This window comes from Sphingomonas sp. JUb134, assembly GCF_004341505.2.
Lineage (GTDB): Bacteria > Pseudomonadota > Alphaproteobacteria > Sphingomonadales > Sphingomonadaceae > Sphingomonas.
The window spans coordinates 2,125,619-2,145,189 of the sequence record NZ_SLYP02000001.1 but is presented as its reverse complement, the minus strand read 5'-3'; the positions used below and the strand labels follow the sequence as shown (position 1 = coordinate 2,145,189).

Below are 19,571 nucleotides of genomic sequence, written 5' to 3'. Positions count from 1 at the left end.
TTGAACAGTACCAATCTGTAACTTATCGTCCGCGGCATGGAACAAGGGGCAACGATGGTGGACGCGCGCGCCACCCTGATGGCAAGCGAAGCGCGCGAAGCCGCGGATGCGGTCCGCCGCCTGCTGGGCGACAATGCATCGACATTGGCGGCACTAGGCGAGACCTTGCGCGCGAATCCGCCGAAGGTGGTGGTGACGTGCGCGCGCGGATCGTCCGACCACGCCGCCACCTATGGCAAGTATCTGATCGAGACGCTGGTCGGGGTGCCCGTATCCTCGGCAGCGCCATCGGTGGCGAGCATCTTCACCGCGCCGGTCGCGCCGGGCGACTTCCTGTGCATCGCCATCTCGCAGAGCGGGCGCAGCCCCGACCTGCTGGAGACGGTGCGGGCGCAGAAGGCGGCGGGCGCGCATGTGGTGGCACTGGTCAACGACGAAGGCTCACCGCTTGCAGGCCTGGCCGACACGCTGATCGGCCTCAAGGCCGGACCCGAGACGTCGGTCGCGGCGACCAAGTCCTATATCGCCTCGCTCGCCGGGCTCGCTGCGATCGTCGCGGCTTGGAGCCAGGACGCGGCGCTGCGCGACGCGCTGGCGGCGCTGCCCGCCGGCCTGGAACAGGCGCGCGACCTCAACTGGAGTGCGGCCAAGGACGCGCTGGTGGACGCGCGGAACCTGTTCGTGATCGGCCGCGGCTACAGCCTGGGCATCGCCCAGGAAGCGGCGCTCAAGTTCAAGGAAACCTGCGGCCTTCATGCCGAGGCGTTCAGCGCCGCGGAGGTGCGGCACGGGCCCATGGCGATCGTCGGCAAGGACTTCCCGGTGCTGGGCTTCGCCACCTCGGATGCCGCGGGCGACAGCGTGCGTGAGGCAGCGGTCGAGTTCGCCGGCCGGGACGCGCGCGTCTGCCTGGCCGATGCCCGGGCCGGGGAAGCGGCGACGCTTCCCGCGATCGCAGGCCATCCCGCGGTGGAGCCGATCCTGATGGTGCAGAGTTTCTACCTGATGACGAACGCGCTGGCGGTGGCCCGCGGCTTCGACCCGGATCGCCCGCAGCACCTGCGCAAGGTTACGGAAACGCGATGAGCACGATCCGCTTCGCCAACGGCCGCGTCGTGACGGCGGCCGGCACCCTCGATGGCGCGACCTTCACCCTGACAGGGGGAAGGATTGCCGCAATCGACGCGACGGCGCCGGCGGCGGAGCGCGAGATCGACCTGGCGGGCGGCTGGATCGTGCCGGGTTTCATCGACGTGCAGGTGAATGGTGGCGGCGGCGTGCTGTTCAACGACGCGCCGACCGTCGAGGGTATCGATGCGATCGGCCGCGGCCATGCGCCGTTCGGCACCACGGGCTTCCTGCCGACGCTGATCAGCGACGTGCCCGAGGCGATCGCCCGCGCCCTGGACGCGACCGAGGAAGCGATCGCGGCCGGCGTGCCGGGGTGCGTGGGCGTCCACATCGAAGGCCCGATCATCAACGCCGCCCGCAAGGGCATCCACGACCCGGAGAAGTTCCGGCGGCTGGACGACGCACTGATAGAACTGCTCACCCGCCGCCGCCTGGGGAAGGTGCTGCTGACGCTGGCACCCGAGATGGTGTCGCACGAGGACATCCGCCGCCTGGCCGCGGCGGGCGTGATCCTGAGCGTCGGCCACAGCGACGCCGACCACGACACCGTCGCCGCGGCGTTCGCCGCCGGCATGACCGGGGTCACCCACCTCTACAACGCGATGTCGCCGCTCAAGCACCGCGAGCCCGGCGTCGTCGGTGCGGCGCTGGACGATCAGAACGTCTATTGCGGCATCATCGCGGACGGCTTCCACGTCCACGATGCGGCGCTGCGCATCGCCATGCGCGCGCATCCGCGCGACCGCTTCCTGCTGGTGACGGATGCGATGTCGTGCGTCGGCGCGAACGTCGACAGCTTCGTGCTGCACGGCCAGACCATCCGAGTCGAGAACGGCTGCTGCCTGGGCGCGGACGGGACGCTGGCCGGCTCCGCGCTGGACATGGCCGGGGCGTTCCGCCACGTCGTGGACCGTGTCGGGGTGACCCCGGAGGAAGCCGCGGTCATGTCCGCCACCGCCCCTGCGGCGTTCCTGGGCCTCTCGCACGATCGCGGCGCGCTCGCGCCCGGGCTGCGCGCGGACTGGGTCTGCCTCACCCACGACCTGCAGCCGGCAGGCACGTGGATCGCCGGCGCACCCATCGCCTGACCCCTTGGAGGACGCCCTGAGCACGACCACGCCGACCGAGATGATCGACGAACAGGCCGGGGGCTCCATCGTCCTTCACGCGCCGATGCAGGGCTGGCGCTGCGCGCTGGCGGAAATACCGGATCCCGTGTTTGCGCAGGGCATGCTGGGCGCGGGCGTGGGAATCGATCCCACCGGCGACACGGTGCACGCTCCCTGCGACGGGACCATTCGCGCCTTGCAGCCGACCGGCCATGCCGTGACGATCGCAGCGGCCGAAGGCGCCGAGGTGCTGATCCATGTCGGCGTCGATACGGTCGCCCTCGAGGGGCGCGGCTTCACACCGCTGGTCGCCGCCGGGGACCGCGTGCGCCGGGGCGACCCGCTGATCCGCTTCGACCTGGACCTGCTGGTCCAGGGCGCACCATCGGTGATCACGCCGGTGCTGCTGCTCGACAGCGATCGATACGCCGTGTCCCCGCTCGGGGAGGCAGAGGGGCCGGTCGCGGTCGGGGATCCGATCTTCGCCCTCGTCCCGCAGCAAGCCTCCGCAGCAGAAGCGCCGGCCGTCTATGAGGGCGAGGTGGTGGCGCGCGAACTGCAACTGCCGCTGGCGCATGGCATCCATGCACGGCCGGCAGCCCGCATTCGCGAGACGGCGGTCCGCTTCTCCGCGGAACTCTCGGTGATCAAGGGCGAGCGTAGCGCCAATGCGCGCAGCCCCGTCGCGCTGCTGACGCTCGGCGCACGACTAGGCGACCTCGTCCGGATCGAGGCGCACGGCGCTGATGCGGAAGCGGCGGTGGACGCGATCGTAACCCTGATCGCAAGCGGCATGGGCGAGGCTGCGGACCCGCAGCAGGCACCTGCGGCGTCGCCGCAGCCGGCAGTGACCCCTGCCCCGGCGTCGGTCATCTCCAGCGACGGCAGGCTCGCGGGCGTGACCGCTTCGCCGGGGCTCGCGATCGGTCATGCCCGCACGCTCCACCTCGCCGAGATCGAGATCGACCCGGTCGGCGTCGGCGCTGAGGAGGAGCAGGCACGGCTCGACCAAGCGCTGCGCACGCTCGGACGGCGGCTGGAGGCCGAGGCGGCGACGGCTTCCGGCGCGCGCCGCTCGATCCTGGCCGCACATCGTGCGATGCTGGAGGACGAGGACCTGCGCCGTGCCGCAGCCGCTGCGATCACGGCGGGTGCCAGCGCCGGCCAGGCGTGGCGCACCTCGATCCGGCCGCAGGCAGAAGCACTGCGCGCGACCGGCGACGCGCATCTGGCGGAGCGCGCGGACGACATGCGCGACCTGGAACGCCGCATCCTGTCGCTTCTGATGGGGGTCGAAGACGCGCCGATCGCCTTCCCGCCCGACACGATCCTGCTGGCCGAGGATCTGCTGCCGTCCCAGTTGATGGCGCTCGATCCCGCGAATGTCGTCGGCTTCTGCGTCGAGAAGGGCGGGCCGACGTCCCACGTCGCCATCCTGGCAGCAAGCATGGGATTGCCTGCGCTGGTCGCGATGGGCCCGGCGCTGCACGAGATTGCCGAGGGATCGATGCTGATCCTGGACGCCGATGCGGCCTCGCTCCAGATCGGGCCGGACGCAGACACGCTGGCGAAGGCGCACGCGCTGGTGGCCGAGCGGCACGCGCGGCGCCTGGAGGCGCAGGCGAACGCCGCCGCGCCCTGCCACATGGCCGGCGGTGAGCGCATCGAGGTGTTCGCGAACCTTGGCTCGCGCGCCGATGCCGAAGTGGCGGTCGCGAACGGTGCCGAGGGCTGCGGCCTGCTGCGAACCGAATTCCTGTTCCTGGAGCGCGAGACCGCGCCCTCCCTCGCCGAGCAGACGGCCGAATACCAGGCGATCGCCGACGCGCTGGGTGGCCGCTCGCTGATCGTGCGGCTGCTCGACATCGGCGGCGACAAGCCTGCGCCCTATCTGCCGATCCCGGCGGAGGAAAACCCGGCGCTGGGGCTGCGCGGCATCCGCGTCGGCTTTGCCCATCCGCAGCTGCTGGAAGACCAGATCCGCGCGATCCTGCGCGTGCAGCCGATCGGCCAGTGCCGGATCATGGTGCCGATGATCGCGTCGATCGACGAACTGCGGCGGGTGCGCGAGGTGGTCGACCGGGTGCGCGCCGAACTGGGCATCGCCGACCCGGTCAGCGTCGGCGTGATGATCGAGACTCCGGCCGCGGCGGTCACCGCCGACCTGCTCGCGCGGGAGGCGGATTTCCTGTCGGTCGGCACCAACGACCTCACCCAATATGCGCTGGCAATGGACCGCGGGAACCCGGCGGTCGCAGGCGCGATCGACGGCCTGCATCCGGCCGTGCTGCGCATGATTGCCGAGACCTGCCGCGGCGCGGCACGCCACGATCGCTGGACCGGCGTATGCGGCGGCCTCGCCTCCGACCTGCTCGCCGTGCCGATCCTGGTAGGGTTGGGCGTCACCGAACTGTCCGCCACCGCGGCGCTGGTACCCGAAATCAAGGCGCTGGTCGCCAGCCTGTCCATGGACGCGTGCCGCGCCCATGCCGCTGCCGCGCTCCAGTGCGGATCGGCAGCCGAAGTCCGCATCCTCGCCCGGGAGTTCCGCGCATGAAGTCGATCCTGGAAGCGCTGCAGCCGCTCGGCCGCGCACTGATGCTGCCGATCGCGGTGCTGCCGGTGGCGGGGCTGCTGCTCCGCCTGGGGCAGCCCGACTTGCTCGGCATCGCGTTCCTGAGCGCGGCCGGCGATGCGCTGTTCTCGCACCTGGGCCTGCTGTTCGCGATCGGGGTCGCCACCGGCTATGCCCGGGACGGCAATGGCGCGGCGTGTCTCGCCGGCATCGTCTGCTTCCTGGTGGCGACCGAGGCGGCCAAGGTGCTGCTGATCGTGTCAGGCGACGCGACCCAGGGCATGGACGCGGCCACCGCCGAGATCGCGAGCGCGGCCTGGAAGGCCAAGGCGATCGCGCGGCTCGACGTGCCGATCGGCATTCTCTCCGGCCTCGTCGGCGGGATCTTCTACAATCGGTTTTCGGGCATCAAGCTGCCCGAGTATCTCGCCTTTTTCGGCGGTCGGCGGTTCGTGCCGATCGTGAGCGGGGTTGCGGGGCTGGTGCTGGCGGTGATCGTCGGCACGAGCTTCCAGGCGCTGAGCAGCGGTATCGACACCATGGGCCACGGCATCGCCAATGCCGGCGGCGTGGGCCTGTTCCTCTTCGGCCTTTTCAACCGGCTGCTGCTGGTGACCGGGCTGCACCACATCCTGAACAACGTCTTCTGGTTCGTGCTGGGCGATTTCGAGGGCGCGAACGGCGACCTGCGGCGCTTCTTTGCCGGCGACCCCACTGCGGGCAGCTTCATGGCCGGCTTCTTCCCGGTCATGATGTTCGGCCTGCCGGCGGCGTGCCTCGCCATGTATCGCACGGCACTGCCGGAGCGGCGCAAGGCGGTGGGCGGCATGTTGTTCAGCCTGGCGCTAACCTCGATGCTGACGGGGGTGACCGAGCCGATCGAGTTCAGCTTCATGTTCCTGGCGCCGGTGCTCTACGCGGTGCACGCGGTGCTGACCGGCCTGTCGATGGCGCTGATGGACGTGGTGGGCGTGAAGCTGGGCTTCGGCTTTTCGGCCGGCTTCTTCGATTATGCGCTGAACTACGGCAAATCGACCCGGCCGCTGATGCTGATCCCGGTGGGGCTGGTCTATTTCGCCCTCTACTACGGCATCTTCAGCTTCGTGATCCGCCGCTTCGACCTGAAGACGCCGGGCCGGGAGCCGGAAGTGCCGGGCGCCGCAGCGATTGCGCCGGTCGCCGCAGGCGGACGGGGCGCTGCGTTCGCGCAGGCGCTGGGCGGTGCCGCCAATCTCCGCGAGGTCGGCGCCTGCACGACGCGGCTGCGGCTGATCGTCGTGGATCAGGCGAAGGTGGACGAGCCTGCGCTGAAGGCGCTGGGCGCGCGGGGCGTGATCCGGCCGTCGGACAAGGCGGTGCAGGTCGTGCTGGGGCCGATCGCGGACGTGGTCGCGGTCGAGATCCGCGACGCGCTGGCGATGCCGATCGCGCTTGCACCCACCGAGGCGGCAGTCGCCGAGGCCGGCGACGCGCGGCTGGCGCCTGCGCTGGTCGCCGCGCTAGGCGGCGTGGAGAACGTCTGCGCGGTCAGTGTGCACGGCAACCGCATCCGGGTGGAGCTGGCCGAGAACGGCGGCGCGGAGCAGGCGGCGCTGGCGGCGCTTGGCGTGCGCGCGGTCGCGCTGCCAGCGGAAGGCGTCGCGCACCTGGTGGTTGCGCCGGGCAAGCTGGACGTGCTGCTCGCGCGCTGAGGTTCGTGGAACCGATCTACGGGGCGGCGCCGCGATTGCGGGGCCGCCCCTTTTGTAGCCGTCGAAGATCGGGTGCCGGTCCGCCCCCTCCGTGCTCCTGCGAAGGCAGGAGCCCAGGGTCTTCAGACGCACCAGCTGTAAGTGCGCTTGTGCGCGTCCTGCGTAGATCGCTGAGGCTATCCCAACTGGGCCCCGGCCTCCGCCGGGGCACGTGGGAGGGAAAGCGCGCGATGGTCGCTTAGCGGGTGGTGACCGTCACCTTGCCCAGGATGCCCGAGGGGCTGTTGGCGGGGGCGGAGACCAGCAGGGCGACGCGGCGTGGGCCGGTGCCGGCGGGGATGTCCGCCACCAGCGGGCCGGGCGCGGCACTTGCCTTGGTTGCGAGCTTCTGGCCGTCGAGCCAGAGCTCGGCGGTGCCGCCGATGCTGTCGAAGCGGATCGTGCCGCCCTCTGCCCCCACTCGCTTCCACGGGCGGAAGGCTGCGCGATAGACGCGCCAGCCGGCGCTCGCCTCGGGTCGCGTGGGCGTGCCACTGCGGACGAAGGCCCAGCTGTTGTTGTCCCCGTCCGGCGGCGCGATCGCGGGGTCGGGTCGCTCGGCCATCGCGGGCGAGCGACGCCACTCGCCGATCGTCATCGTCGGCGGGGTGACCGGCACCTGCGGCGGCGCCTGGGTTGCGAGTCGGCTGATCGTCAGGCGCGCCGGCTTGAGCCCGTCCGCCGTGGCGCTAAGGGTGATGGTCCCCTTGCCCGGTGCTGCCCGCACGATCAGCTGCGCGAGACCGTTGAACAGCGAGCGGCGGTCGCCATGCTCGGGCTCGTGGCTGTTGGGATCGCCGTTGCCGACGCCGATGATCTCGGCACCCTCAACGGTGAACTGCGCCATTTGGTTGACGGTCGGCACGTGGCGGCCGCGGGCATCGATCGCATCGACGGTGATCGGCTGCACATCCTCGCCATCCCCCGCCATGACCGTGCGCGCGGGCGTGAGCCGCAGAGCGACGGGTGCGCCGGCGGTCTCGTGGACGGCGGTCGCCACCACCTTGCCGCCCCGCATCGCCAGCGCCTCGATCCGGCCGGGCTGGTACGGGACCTGCCATTCGTTGCCCATGATGCGGTCCACCTTCTGCACGCCCAGGTCGCGGCCGTTCAGGCGCAACAGCACGGTTTCGGCGTTGCTGCTGACGAAGACTGGGATCGTCTGGCCCTCCCTGCCCGGCCAGGTCCAGTGAGGCGCGATGCCGACCACCGCCTCGTCGTCGATCCAGTGGGCGCGGTGGATGTCGAAGGCGGTTTTCGGGAAGCCGCACAGGTCGAGGATGCCGAAGAAGCTGGCGATGGTCGGCCAGTCATAAGGCGTCGGCTCGCCATGATAGTCGAAGCCGGTCCAGACGAACCCGCCCGCGACGAACGGGCGCTTGGCGATCTCTCGCCAGGTGTCGCGGTGGGTGCCGCCCCAGCTCGCAGCCTCCTCGTCATAAGAGGTGATGACGTGACCGGCGGGGATGCTCTCATAGGCGCCGCGCGTCTCGAACGCGCTGGTGTCTTCCGAGCTGGTGATCGGCTTGGTGGGGTTCAGCTGGTGGAAGCGATCATAGTCCGCCTGATAATAGTTGAAGCCCATCACATCAACGACCGTCGAGACGTTGACCGGATCGTAGAAGGAGCCGTTCATCGCGGCGGTGACGGGCCGGGCGCCGTCGAGGCGATGGACGGTCGCCGCCATGCGGCGCACCATCTCCACGCCCGCTTCCGTGCCCTGCATCGGCTCTTCGTTGAAGACCGACCACAGGATCACGCTCGGGTGATTGCGGTCGCGCCGCACCAGCCATTCGAGCTGCTCCATGTAATCGGGCGCAGGATTGAAGTGCCGGTTCTCGTCCATGACGAGGAAGCCCATGCGGTCGCACAGATCGAGCAGCTCGGCATTGGGGGCATTGTGGGTGCAGCGGATGGCGTTGCAGCCCATTGCCTTCAGCCGCTCGAGACGCCAGGCGATCAGCGCATCCGGCACGGCCACGCCGACGCCGGCATGGTCCTGGTGCAAGCAGACGCCCTTCAGCTTGACCGGCTGGTCGTTGAGGAAGAAGCCGCGGTCGGCATCAAAGCGGATGGTGCGAAAGCCCACCGGCGTGCGGCGCTCGTCCACCGGAGAGCCGTCGCGCAGCACGCGCGTGACGACGGTGTAGAGCGTCGGCGTCTCGACCGACCATAGTTGGGAGTTGCCCGCGTCGAGCTTCAGCGTCGCTTCGGCCTGCTGGAGCACCGGCACGCTTGCGTCGGCGCGCCCGCTGGCGACGGTCTTTCCATCAGGGTCGAGCAGCAACGCCTCGACGGTGACACTCGCCGGATCGCGGCCCGTGTTCGCGAGCGTCGCCGTGACGGGCACCTGCCATCGGCCGTCCTCTCCCTTGCGAGGATCGCAGTGGACGCCGTCGGTTACGATCGCGACCGGTGCGCGGCGCACCAGCCAGGCGTGGCGATAGAGGCCCGCACCCTCGTACCACCAGCCTTCCATCGCGTTCGCATCGACGCGGATCGCGATGACGTTGGTCTCGTCGCCAAAGCGGGCGAAGGGCGTCAGGTCGATGTGGACGCTGTTGTAGCCCGACCAGTTGTGCGCGACCGTGCTGCCGTTGACCCAGATGGTGGCGTTGGTGGCAATGCCGTCGAAGTGCAGCTCGATGGTCTTGCCGCGGTCCGCGGGGTCGAGCTGGAGCGTACGGCGGTACCAGGCGATGCCGCGCGGGCGGTAGCCCTGCGATACGTTGGCGGTCTCCAGGAACGGCTGGGCAGCCGCCCAGTCGTGCGGCAGCCGCACCGCCTTCCAATCGGAATCGTCGAAGGTCATGGCGGCGGCGCCGAGCGCGTTCCCGGCCTTCACGCTCAGGTAGGTGGCGTTGTGGGTGTCCGGCATCGGCGGGACCACATCGCCCTCGTGAAAGCGCCAGCCGCGTTCGAGCAAGGTGCGTGACGGATCCTGCACCAGCAGCGGCTGCGGCAGCGTGCGGGCGGGCTGCGGCATCGGGAAGCCGTCGTGGCCGAGCCGCTTGGCGGGCGCCGCCAAGGCGCGCTGCGGATGGGTGGCGATCAGGGCACCGAGCCCTGCGCCCCCCGCCAGAAGCTGGCGTCGGTGCATGCAAAATCCTCCGGATGGCGGCGCGAAGGCCGCACGGGTCACGAACGGCGGACGACCTTCAGAGGTCGCTTAGTTCCGCCACGAAGTCATAGGCGTCGCCGCGATAGTAGGAACGGGTGAATTCCGCCGCGCGACCGTCGCGCAGGAAGCCGTGGCGCTCGATCAGCAGCCCGGGCGCACCGGCATCGACCTCCAGCATCCGCGCCTGCTCCGCGCCGAAGGGGACGGCACGCAGCCGCTGAAGCGCGCGCACGGGCCGGTTGCCGGCGGCGTCCAGCGCCGCATAGAGGGAGTCGCCCACCGCCTCGACCGAGGGCAGGCAATATCCCGCGATGGTGGAATATTCCAACGCCATCGGCACCTCGTCTGCAAATCGCAGGCGGTTGAAGCGCAGCACCGGCGCACCGGGCGAAAGACCGAGCGCCAGCGCCTCTTCGGGATTTACGATGCCGGCGGCACGCGAGATCCAGCTGCTGCTGGCGGTGCGGCCGCGCGCGGCCATATCCTCCGAGAAGGAGGAGAGCTTGGAGAAGCTCTTTTCGACGCGGCCGGCGACGAAGGTGCCGGCGCCGCGCCGGCGCGTGAGCAGCCCTTCTTCGACGAGACCCTCGATCGCCTTGCGGACGGTGATGCGGGACACGCTGTATTCGGTCGCGAGGTCGCGCTCCGGCGGGATCGCATCGCCCTGGGCGAGCAGTTGCTTGCTGATGCCGTCCCGGATCAATTGTTGAAGTTGCAGGTACAGCGGCGACGGATTGTCGTCCCGAAACCGTCCCACCTGATCCGAAAAGGCCATTCTTACACTCCCCCCAGCGGCACCCGTTCGCGCCGCGCCGGCGAAGAGCTATCGTAAGCGGAAGCGGGGAGCAACCGGCCCGGTCCTGCAATGGTATTGCCGGCACGGGTCCCTCCCATCGACGGCATTCAGCCGTGCTGGAACAGCGCTGTTGCGCCGTAGGACTTATATTGGTTACACAGTTACAAGACCAGGGCGCGGAACGTCCGATCTAACGGGGGAGAATCCAATGGCAGCAGGTTTCGCTCGATCCGGGCGGCAGGTGCTCACCGTACTTCTGCTTCTCGGCACGGCCACGCCGGCCCTGGCGGGTCCGCTGCCGCTGGTACCCCTGCCGGCTTCGGTCGTTTCCGGCAGCGCCAGCTTCACCGTTCGTGATGGCGCTGCGATCGCCACGCCTTCCGGCGACACCGCAGCCGAGGCCGCGGCGCGGATGCTGATCGCGCATGTCCGCACCGAACGCGGCCTGGCACTTTCGCAGACGAGCGGCGAGGCCCCGATTGCGCTGGTGCGCGAGCCGGCGATCGCGGGAGAAGAGGCGTACCGACTGACGGTGAGCGCCAGCGGCATCCGCATCGCCGCATCGGGCGACCGCGGCCTTCTCTATGGCGCGATGACGCTCGCGCAGTTGCTGAGCCCCGACCGCGCGTTCGGCAAGCCGGTGAAGGTCGATGCCGTCACGATCGAGGACGCGCCCCGCTTTGCCTGGCGCGGCTTGATGATCGACACCACGCGGCACTTCATCACGCTGGAGGCCATCCGCACCATCGTCGACCAGATGGCTTCGGTGAAGCTCAACACGCTGCACCTCCACCTGACGGACGACCAGGGATGGCGCTTCGAGGTGAAGCGCTATCCCAAGCTGACCGAGGTCGGCGCCTGGCGCACCCCACCTTCGTCGGGCGGGGCGCCGGGGGCGAAGGTCGGCGGCTTCTATACCCAAGACGAACTCAAGCAGCTGGTCGCCTATGCGGCGGAGCGCGGCATCACCATCGTGCCGGAAATCGACCTTCCGGGTCATGCGCAGGCGCTGGTTGCGGCCTATCCCGAACTCGGCGTGCTGGGCGATCGGCCCGAGGTGTCGCCGGACTGGGGCATCAACCCCTATCTCCTGAACCCCGGCCCTAAGGGCGTAGAGTTCGTGAAGAACGTGCTGGACGAGCTAATGGCCGTCTTCCCCGGCACCTACATCCACCTGGGCGGCGACGAGGCGGTCAAGGACCAGTGGGAGCGTTCCCCCGAGGTGCAGGCGCAGATCAAGGCGCTGGGCCTGAAGAGCGAGAACCAGTTGCAGAGCTGGCTGATCGAGCAGTTCGGCACGTATCTGGCAAGCAGGGGCCGGCGGCTGATCGGCTGGGACGAGATCTTGGAAGGCGGCGTGCCGGCGTCGGCCTCGGTGATGTCGTGGCGCGGCGAGAAGGGCGCGATCCAGGCGGCGAACCTCGGCCATGACGTGGTGCTCTCGCCGGCGCCTACCCTCTATTTCGACAGCCTGCAGAGCGACCGGGGCGACGAGCCGCCGGGCCGCATCATCATCCAGTCGCTCGAGAGCGTGTACCGCTACGATCCGATGCCGGCGGGGATTGCCGGCGACAAGGCCAAGCATGTGCTGGGCGCACAGGCCAATGCCTGGAGCGAGTATCTGGTGACGCCCTATCAGGTGCAGCACGCGCTGTTCCCGCGCGCGGCGGCGCTGGCGGAGATCAACTGGTCGCCCAAGGGCAAGCGCGACTTCGGCGGCTTCCTGGAGCGCGTCGGACCGCAGATCGCGCGCTGGAAGCGTTCGGGCCTGGAGGTGGCGGACAGCGCCTTCGCCGTCGACTTCAAGGTGCAGGGCAGCCGCGGCGAGGCGCTGCGGGCGAACAGCGCGACGGTCGCGCTGAGCACCCAGGCGCCGCATGGCACGATCCGCTACACGCTAGACGGCAAGGCGCCGACCGCGCGATCGAAGGTCTATAAGGCACCGCTGAGCCTGACGCCGGGCGTGACCATCCGCGCCGCGGCCTTCGACGCCGCCGGCAACGCGACGGCGGCGGCGCGCAGCTTCGACACCAGCCGCGCGGCCCTCCTCACGCGGACCTCTTCCGAGCTGACCGGATGCCCGAGCGGGGCGCTGTGGCTCCGACTGCCGCTCACCGCCGATGCGACGGCAAATGGCCCGGCCTACAACGTCAACGTCTTTGACACGTGCAGCGTCTATCCGGCGGCGCCGGTCGATGTCGCGAGCGGCTTCACGATCGAAGTCGCGCGGCTGCCGCGCAACTTCGGCCTGGCGCATGACACGGGCAAGGTCCGCCGCCACTACAACGTCACCCCGCACGGCGAGCTGATCGTCACGGCGGGCTGCCCGGTGAGCGGCGACGACAAGGCGGCCAAGCCGATGCCGCTCGGCACCTTCCCGCTGCCCGACCCCGCGACCGCGCCCGCGCGCTTCCGCGTCACGGGCACGCTCCCCAAGCTGGAGGGCGATCGCGACCTCTGCTTCCAGTTCACCTCCCCGATTTCCGATCCCCTTTATGCCGTCGAACGGGCGACGCTGACGGAGACCGCACGATGAAGCGTTGGTTCGCCCTGCCCCTGTTGTTCGCCGCACTGCCGGCCTGGGGCGCGCCGCGTACCAGCGTCTCCCTCGACGGCGAGTGGCAGGTCCGTATCGATCCGACGGATGCGACCGCCGCCGGCCAGCATCCTCCGGAGGCCAAGTGGTTCCGCGCACAGGTGCCCGGCAGCGTCCAGCAGGACCTGATCGCCGCCAAGCGCGTGCCGGACCCGTTCCAGGGCCTGAACGAGGACAAGATCCAGTGGGCGGGGCTCACGAACTGGCAGTTCCGCCGCGTCATCGACGTGACACCGGAGATGCTCCAGCGCGATCACCTCGACCTGGTGTTCGACGGGCTGGATACCTTCGCGACGGTGTCGGTGAACGGACAGCAGCTGCTCGCGACGGCCAACGCGCATCGGCAGTGGCGGGTGGATGCCAAGCCGGCGCTCAAGGTCGGGCGCAACGAACTACTGGTGTCGATCGCCTCCCCGGTGCGCACGCTTCAGCCGATGGTGCTCAAGGAAGCCAATCCGCTTCCGGGCGAATATGACTCCGCGTTCGGCGACGAGCCCAAGGGCAAGCAAAGCTCGCCCTACATCCGCAAGCCCAAGTACCATTATAGCTGGGACTGGGGCCCCCGGATCATCAACATCGGCGTGTGGCGCCCGGTGCGGCTGGAAGCCTGGGACGATGTGCGCATCGAGACGATTCAGGTCGACCAGGAAGCGATCAACGATGCCGAAGCGCAGCTGACGGCGCGCTATACGCTGATGGCGGATACCGCCGGCAGCGTGACGCTGCGCACCAATGTGGTCGGTCCGGACGGGCAGACCCAGGGCGTCGAGCGGACGGTGCAGGTCGCGGCCGGCGAGAACCGCATCACCGTGCCGCTGACCATCGCCAGTCCCCAGCGCTGGCAGCCGGTCGGCTATGGCGCGCAGCCGCTCTATCGCGTGCAGGCTGCGCTGGTCGAAGGCGGCGCCGAGACGGACCGGACTGAGCGGCGGATCGGCCTGCGCACGGTGGAGCTGCTGACCAAGGACGGCGGCTTCGGCTTCCAGGTCAACGGCATCCCGATCTTTGCCAAGGGCGCGAACGTGATCCCGTTCGACAACTTCCCGAGCCGGGTGCCGGCCGCACAGATGCGGCACATCCTGCAGGGGGCGGTGGACGCCAACATGAACATGCTGCGCATCTGGGGCGGCGGCTATTATCTCGACGACGCCTTCTACGCGATGGCGGACGAGATGGGCATCATGATCTGGCAGGACTTCATGTTCGGCGGAGCCGTGACACCGCCGGATGCCGAGTTCCGCGAGAACGTGCAGGTCGAGGCCGAGCAGCAGGTCGCCCGCCTTCAGGCGCATCCCTCCGTCATCGCCTGGTCGGGTGGCAACGAGGTGCTGTCGGGCTGGGAGAACTGGTCCGACCGCAAGGCGTTCAAGAAGCGCATCGGTGCCGACGAGCAGGAGCGGATCGGCGCGGGCATGGCCGTGCTGTTCAACCAGGTGCTGCGCGACGCGGTGCTCACCCGCTCGCCCGGCACGCCCTATTGGCCGGGATCGCCGTCGACCAACTATGAAGGTCCGGTCGACACCGACGCGGCGGGCGACCGCCACTTCTGGGACGTGTGGTCGGGCTCCAAGCCGGTCGAGAACTACCTCGACAGCTGCACGCGCTTCATGTCCGAATACGGCTTCCAGGCGATGCCGGACATGGCGACGATCCGCGAGTTCGCCGGCAACGGACCGCTCGCGCTCGACAGCCCGGTGCTGAAGGGCCACCAGAAGTTCCTGGCCGGCGAAGGCAACGAGCGGCTGAAGATGTACCTCGACCAGCGGCTGCGCCCGGCCAAGGACTTCGCCGACACGGTGTACCTGACCCAAGTCAACCAGGCGCAGGCGATCGACATGGCCGCCCGCCACCATCGCGCCTGCCGCCCGACCAACATGGGCTCGCTCTACTGGCAGATGAACGACACCTGGCCTTCGATCTCCTGGGCGAGCATCGACTATCACGGCCGGTGGAAGCTGCTGAACTATGCCGCGCGGCGCTTCTTTGCGCCGCAGGCGATCGTCGCGGAGAACCGCGGCGGCAAGACGCGGATCGCGCTGGTGTCCGACGCAGTGCAGCCGATCGCGGCCGAATGGCGGGTGCGCAGCTTCGACATGGCCGGCCGGCCGCTGGGCGACAAGGGCGGCACGACCACCCTCGCCCCGCTTTCCGCCGTCGACATCGCGAGCTTCGCTGACGCAGATCTGTTCGGCAGCGCCGCGCCCAACGCCAGCTTTGCGGTCGCCGAACTGGTGGTCGACGGCAAGACCGCGTCACGCCAGGTCTTCGAGCGAATGCTGCCCAAGGACATGAGCTATCCGGCGCCGGGCCTCTCCGCCCGCTGGGAAGGCAAGCGCGTGACGATCACCGCCAAGAATCTTGCGCGCGCGGTGATGCTCGATTTCGGCGCGGTGGCCGCGCAGCCGAGCGACGACGGCTTCGACCTCCTGCCAGGCGAGAGCGTGACCATCGAGGTCGCGTCCGACGCCTCCGCCCGTGCGCTTGCGCGCGCCCTCACCCTTCGTACGCTGAGTGCCCAGCCATGATCTTCCTTCCCCTGCTTCTCGCTGGCGTCGAGGCGCCTGCCGATCCGGTCGTGGCCACGGTGTCGCAGATGTCGATCGAGGAAAAGGCGGCGCAGCTCCAGAGCAGCGCACCGGCCGATCCGAAGGCCGAACTGCCCGCCTATGACTGGTGGAACGAGGGCCTGCACGGCCTGGCGCGCAACGGCGTCGCGACCGTGTTCCCGCAGGCGATCGGCATGGCCGCGACCTGGGACGTCGAGCTGCTGCACGACGTCGGCGACGTGGTGGCGACCGAGGCGCGGGCGAGCTTCAACCGCAAGCCCGTCGACGCCGACCGCCGTATCTATGAAGGGCTGACGATCTGGTCGCCCAACATCAACATCTTCCGCGATCCCCGCTGGGGCCGTGGCCAGGAGACCTATGGCGAGGACCCGCACCTGACGGGCAAGCTCGGCGTCGCCTTCATCCAGGGATTGCAGGGGCCGGACGCCGCGCACCCCAAGGTGATCGGCACGCCGAAGCACTTCGCGGTGCACAGCGGGCCGGAGGCCGGGCGCGACAGCTTCGACGTGGACGTGAGCCCGCAGGACCTGGAGTCCACCTATCTGCCGGCGTTCCGCATGGCGATCACCGAGGGCAAGGCGCAGTCGCTGATGTGCGCCTACAACTCCATTTCGGGCACCCCGGCCTGTGCGCTTCCGTCGCTGATGAACGAGCGGTTGCGCAACGACTGGGGCTTCCGCGGCTTCACCGTCACCGATTGCGACGCGGCGGCGAACATCCACCTCTTCCACCACTATCGACTGGACGCGGCATCGGCCTCGGCAGCGGCGATCAAGGGCGGCACCGACCTGAACTGCGGCACGACCTTCTCCGCACTGCCCGAAGCGGTGGCCAAGGGCCTGGTGACCGAGGCGGAAGTCGACACTGCGCTGATCCGCTCGCTGGAGGCTCGGCGCGCACTCGGCATCGCGTTCGGCGCCGGAAGTCCCTGGTCGAAGATCAAGCCGTCCGCGCTGGGCGCGCCGGCGCATGGCAAGCTGGCGCTGGAAGCGGCGCGCGAGGCGATTGTGCTGCTGAAGAACGATCCCGATCGCCTGCCGTTGAAGGCGGGCAGCCGCATCGCGGTGGTGGGCACCAATGCCGACGACCTCGGCGTACTGCAGGGGAATTATCACGGCACGGCAGGTCAGCCGGTCACCCCGCTCGACGGCATCCGCGAGCAGTTCGGGGCGGGCAATGTCCGCTATGCGCAGGGCTCGGTGCTGGCCGACGGTGCGCCGGTGGTGGTGCCGGAGACGGCGCTGCGGGCCGATGGCAAGCCGGGCCTGCGGGGCGAGTATTTCGCCAGCCGCACGGTGACCGGGGCGCCGGTTGCGGTACGGCAGGATCGCCGCATCGACTTCGACTATACGCGCTCAGCCCCGCTGCCCCAGCTTTCGCCCGAGGGGTTTGCGGTGCGCTGGACCGGGCAGCTGGTGCCGCCGGGTCCGGGCACGTACCGGCTCGCCATCGATGCGCCGGCCTGCTGGAAATATTGCAAGTCGCACGACGCCGTGCGGCTGTGGGTCGATGGCAAGCAGCTGACCGCAGGCGAGATCGCGAAGGGCCGGGTCGAGGTGCCGTTCACCAGCGACGGTCGCGCCGTCGACATCCGCCTGGAGCTTGACCATCAGAGCGAGGACGAGGGCGTTCGCCTGATGTGGCTGCCGCCGGCGGAGCCGCTGCTCGCCGAGGCAGTCGCCACGGCAAGGGATGCGGACGTCGTGGTCGCGGTGCTCGGCCTGTCGCCCGACCTCGAGGGCGAGGCGCTGCAGGTAAGCGTGCCCGGCTTCGTCGGCGGTGACCGCACCGACATCGCCCTGCCCTTCGCGCAGCAGAGGCTGCTCGCGGCGCTGCGGGAGACGGGCAAGCCGGTCGTGGTGGTGCTGACCAGCGGCAGCGCCGTCTCCGTCGATCCGGACATGGCCGATGCGATCCTGGCCGCGTGGTATCCCGGCCAGTCGGGCGGCACCGCGATCGCCGAGACGCTGGCCGGGCTCAACAATCCGTCGGGGCGCCTGCCCGTCACCTTCTACCGCCAGGTCAGCGACCTGCCGGCGTTCACCGATTATGGCATGAAGGAGCGCACCTATCGCTTCTTCACGGGCAAACCGCTGTGGGGCTTCGGCCATGGCCTGAGCTATACCCGCTTCGGCTACGGCACGCCGGTGGCGAAGGCGGGTGATACGACGGCCAACGTGTCCGTCAGCGTGGTGGTGCGCAACGACGGCAAGCGCCCCGGCGACGAGGTGGTGCAGGCCTATCTCGTGCCGCCAGCCGCCGGTAAGGGTGGCGGGCTCACCACCCCGGTGCTCCAGCGCCAGCTGGTTGCGTTCCAGCGCGTGTCGCTGAAGCCGGGCAAGACCGAGACGGTGCGCTTCGAGCTTGATCCACGCAGCCTCAGCACGGTCGCGCGCGATGGCACGCGTACCGTCCAGCCGGGCGCCTATCGCCTGTACGTCGGCGGCGGCCAGCCGGGTGACGGCGTCGGCGCCTGGACAGACTTCACCCTGACGGGCGACGCTCGGGAGCTTGCCAAGTGATCGATCGTCGTACCGTCCTTGGCGCAGGCGTCGCAATCGCCGCCACGCCGGCCTTTGCCCGTGCGGCAACGCCAACCCTTGCCAGCAAGCGGCCGGCACTCGCAACGCGCCGCTTCACCAGCAAGGCGGTGGAGCGCGAGATCGCGCGGGTTTCGGCCAAGATCGCCGATCCGAAGCTGCGCTGGATGTTCGCCAACTGCTATCCCAACACGCTCGACACGACCGTGAAGATGGGCACCGTCGACGGCAAGCCGGACAGCTTCGTCATCACCGGGGACATCGACGCACTGTGGCTGCGGGACTCCGCCGCGCAGGTGAAGCCATACCTGCATCTGGTGAAGCAGGACCCCAAGCTGCGCACGCTGTTCCAGGGGCTGATCCACCGGCAGGCGCGCTGCATCCTGATCGACCCGTACGCCAACGCGTTCCTGGAGGATCCGAACGGCAAGACCGAGCTCAGCTGGGCGCTGACCGACCAGACCGAGATGAAGCCGGGCGTCGCCGAGCGGAAGTGGGAGATCGACTCGCTGTGCTACGCGATGCGGCTGGCGCACGGTTATTGGCAGGCGACCCGCGACGCGACGCCGTTCGACGCGCAATGGGCGGAGGCGGCGCGTGCGAGCGTCCGCACCTTCCGTGAGCAGCAGCGCAAGACCAATCGCGGCCCCTATCGCTTCCAGCGGGTGAGCAACCGTACGACCGAGACGCTGATGCTCGACGGCTGGGGGCCGCCGTCCAAGTCGGTGGGGCTGATCCACTGCGGCTTCCGGCCGTCGGACGATGCCTGCGTCTATCCCTTCCTGATCCCGGCCAACTGGTTCGCGGTGACCGCGCTGCGCGAGCTGGCGGTGGTCGCGAACGAGGCGCGGCGCGATACCGCGCTGGCGCAGGAGGCCGTCGCTCTGGCAGCAGAGGTCGAGGCGGCGCTTCACGCGTACGGCAAGATGCGCCTGCGCGACGGGCGCGAGGTGTGGGCGTTCGAGGTCGACGGCTATGGGAATGCCATCTTCATGGACGACGCCAATGTGCCGTCGCTCTCCAGCCTCGCCTATCTCGGCTGCATGCCGGCGAGCGATCCGCTGTTCCGCCGTACCGCCGACGCCGCGTGGAGCGATGCGAACCCTTATTGGTCGCGTGGGCGCGCGGCAGAAGGGATCGGCGGACCGCATGTCGGCCTGGGCCAGATCTGGCCGATGTCGCTGATCCAGCGCGCGTTCGTCGCCCAGGATGACGCGACGATCCGCAGCTGCCTGAAGATGCTGCGCGACACCGATGGCGGCAGCGGCTTCATCCACGAGGCCTTCGACCAGGACGATCCCACGAAGTTCACCCGCGATTGGTTCGCCTGGGCAAACGGGCTGTTCGGCGAACTGCTCGTCACCCTGGCCGACCGTCGCCCGAAGCTGCTTGCCGAGACATTTTGA

10 protein-coding genes are annotated in these 19,571 nt (G+C 69.5%); 8 read left to right on the top strand and 2 right to left on the bottom strand.

What is annotated here, in order from left to right:
• Window positions 1–36: 36 nt before the first annotated feature.
• The 4 genes from EDF69_RS09940 to nagE all read left to right on the top strand — a co-directional run bounded on the left by EDF69_RS09940 (window position 37) and on the right by nagE (window position 6,506).
• The gene (locus EDF69_RS09940; RefSeq protein WP_132883745.1) at window positions 37–1,086 is read left to right on the top strand and encodes an SIS domain-containing protein; all 1,050 of its coding nucleotides are present in this window, start codon (window positions 37–39) and stop codon (window positions 1,084–1,086) included.
• The gene (gene nagA, locus EDF69_RS09935; RefSeq protein WP_132883744.1) at window positions 1,083–2,219 is read left to right on the top strand and encodes an N-acetylglucosamine-6-phosphate deacetylase; all 1,137 of its coding nucleotides are present in this window, start codon (window positions 1,083–1,085) and stop codon (window positions 2,217–2,219) included. The genes EDF69_RS09940 and nagA overlap by 4 nt, the downstream gene beginning before the upstream one ends.
• A gap of 85 nt (window positions 2,220–2,304) precedes the next feature.
• Window positions 2,305–4,797, top strand: a complete 2,493-nt coding sequence (gene ptsP / locus EDF69_RS09930) for a phosphoenolpyruvate--protein phosphotransferase (RefSeq protein WP_132883794.1) — start codon at window positions 2,305–2,307, stop codon at window positions 4,795–4,797.
• The gene (gene nagE / locus EDF69_RS09925) at window positions 4,794–6,506 is read left to right on the top strand and encodes an N-acetylglucosamine-specific PTS transporter subunit IIBC (protein WP_132883743.1); all 1,713 of its coding nucleotides are present in this window, start codon (window positions 4,794–4,796) and stop codon (window positions 6,504–6,506) included. The genes ptsP and nagE overlap by 4 nt, the downstream gene beginning before the upstream one ends.
• 238 nt (window positions 6,507–6,744) lie before the next feature.
• Here the strand turns inward: nagE and galA are convergent, their stop codons facing one another.
• A complete protein-coding gene (gene galA, locus EDF69_RS09920) occupies window positions 6,745–9,645 on the bottom strand; it encodes a beta-galactosidase GalA (RefSeq protein WP_132883742.1) in 2,901 nt (966 codons plus the stop codon).
• 58 nt (window positions 9,646–9,703) lie between these two features.
• Window positions 9,704–10,441, bottom strand: a complete 738-nt coding sequence (locus EDF69_RS09915; protein ID WP_132883741.1) for a GntR family transcriptional regulator — start codon at window positions 10,439–10,441, stop codon at window positions 9,704–9,706.
• A gap of 229 nt (window positions 10,442–10,670) precedes the next feature.
• On the opposite strand from EDF69_RS09915, the gene EDF69_RS09910 reads away from it, so the two are divergent.
• From EDF69_RS09910 to EDF69_RS09895, 4 genes are read left to right on the top strand one after another with little or no spacing between them, the layout of a single operon-like run.
• The gene (locus tag EDF69_RS09910) at window positions 10,671–12,998 is read left to right on the top strand and encodes a beta-N-acetylhexosaminidase (RefSeq protein WP_132883740.1); all 2,328 of its coding nucleotides are present in this window, start codon (window positions 10,671–10,673) and stop codon (window positions 12,996–12,998) included.
• Complete coding sequence (locus tag EDF69_RS09905; RefSeq protein ID WP_132883739.1) at window positions 12,995–15,583, top strand: beta-mannosidase; 2,589 nt, start codon at window positions 12,995–12,997, stop codon at window positions 15,581–15,583. The genes EDF69_RS09910 and EDF69_RS09905 overlap by 4 nt, the downstream gene beginning before the upstream one ends.
• Window positions 15,580–18,147, top strand: a complete 2,568-nt coding sequence (locus EDF69_RS09900; RefSeq protein WP_132883738.1) for a glycoside hydrolase family 3 C-terminal domain-containing protein — start codon at window positions 15,580–15,582, stop codon at window positions 18,145–18,147. Before EDF69_RS09905 ends, EDF69_RS09900 begins: the two co-directional genes overlap by 4 nt.
• The gene (locus tag EDF69_RS09895) at window positions 18,144–19,571 is read left to right on the top strand and encodes a glycoside hydrolase family 125 protein (RefSeq protein WP_132883737.1); all 1,428 of its coding nucleotides are present in this window, start codon (window positions 18,144–18,146) and stop codon (window positions 19,569–19,571) included. The genes EDF69_RS09900 and EDF69_RS09895 overlap by 4 nt, the downstream gene beginning before the upstream one ends.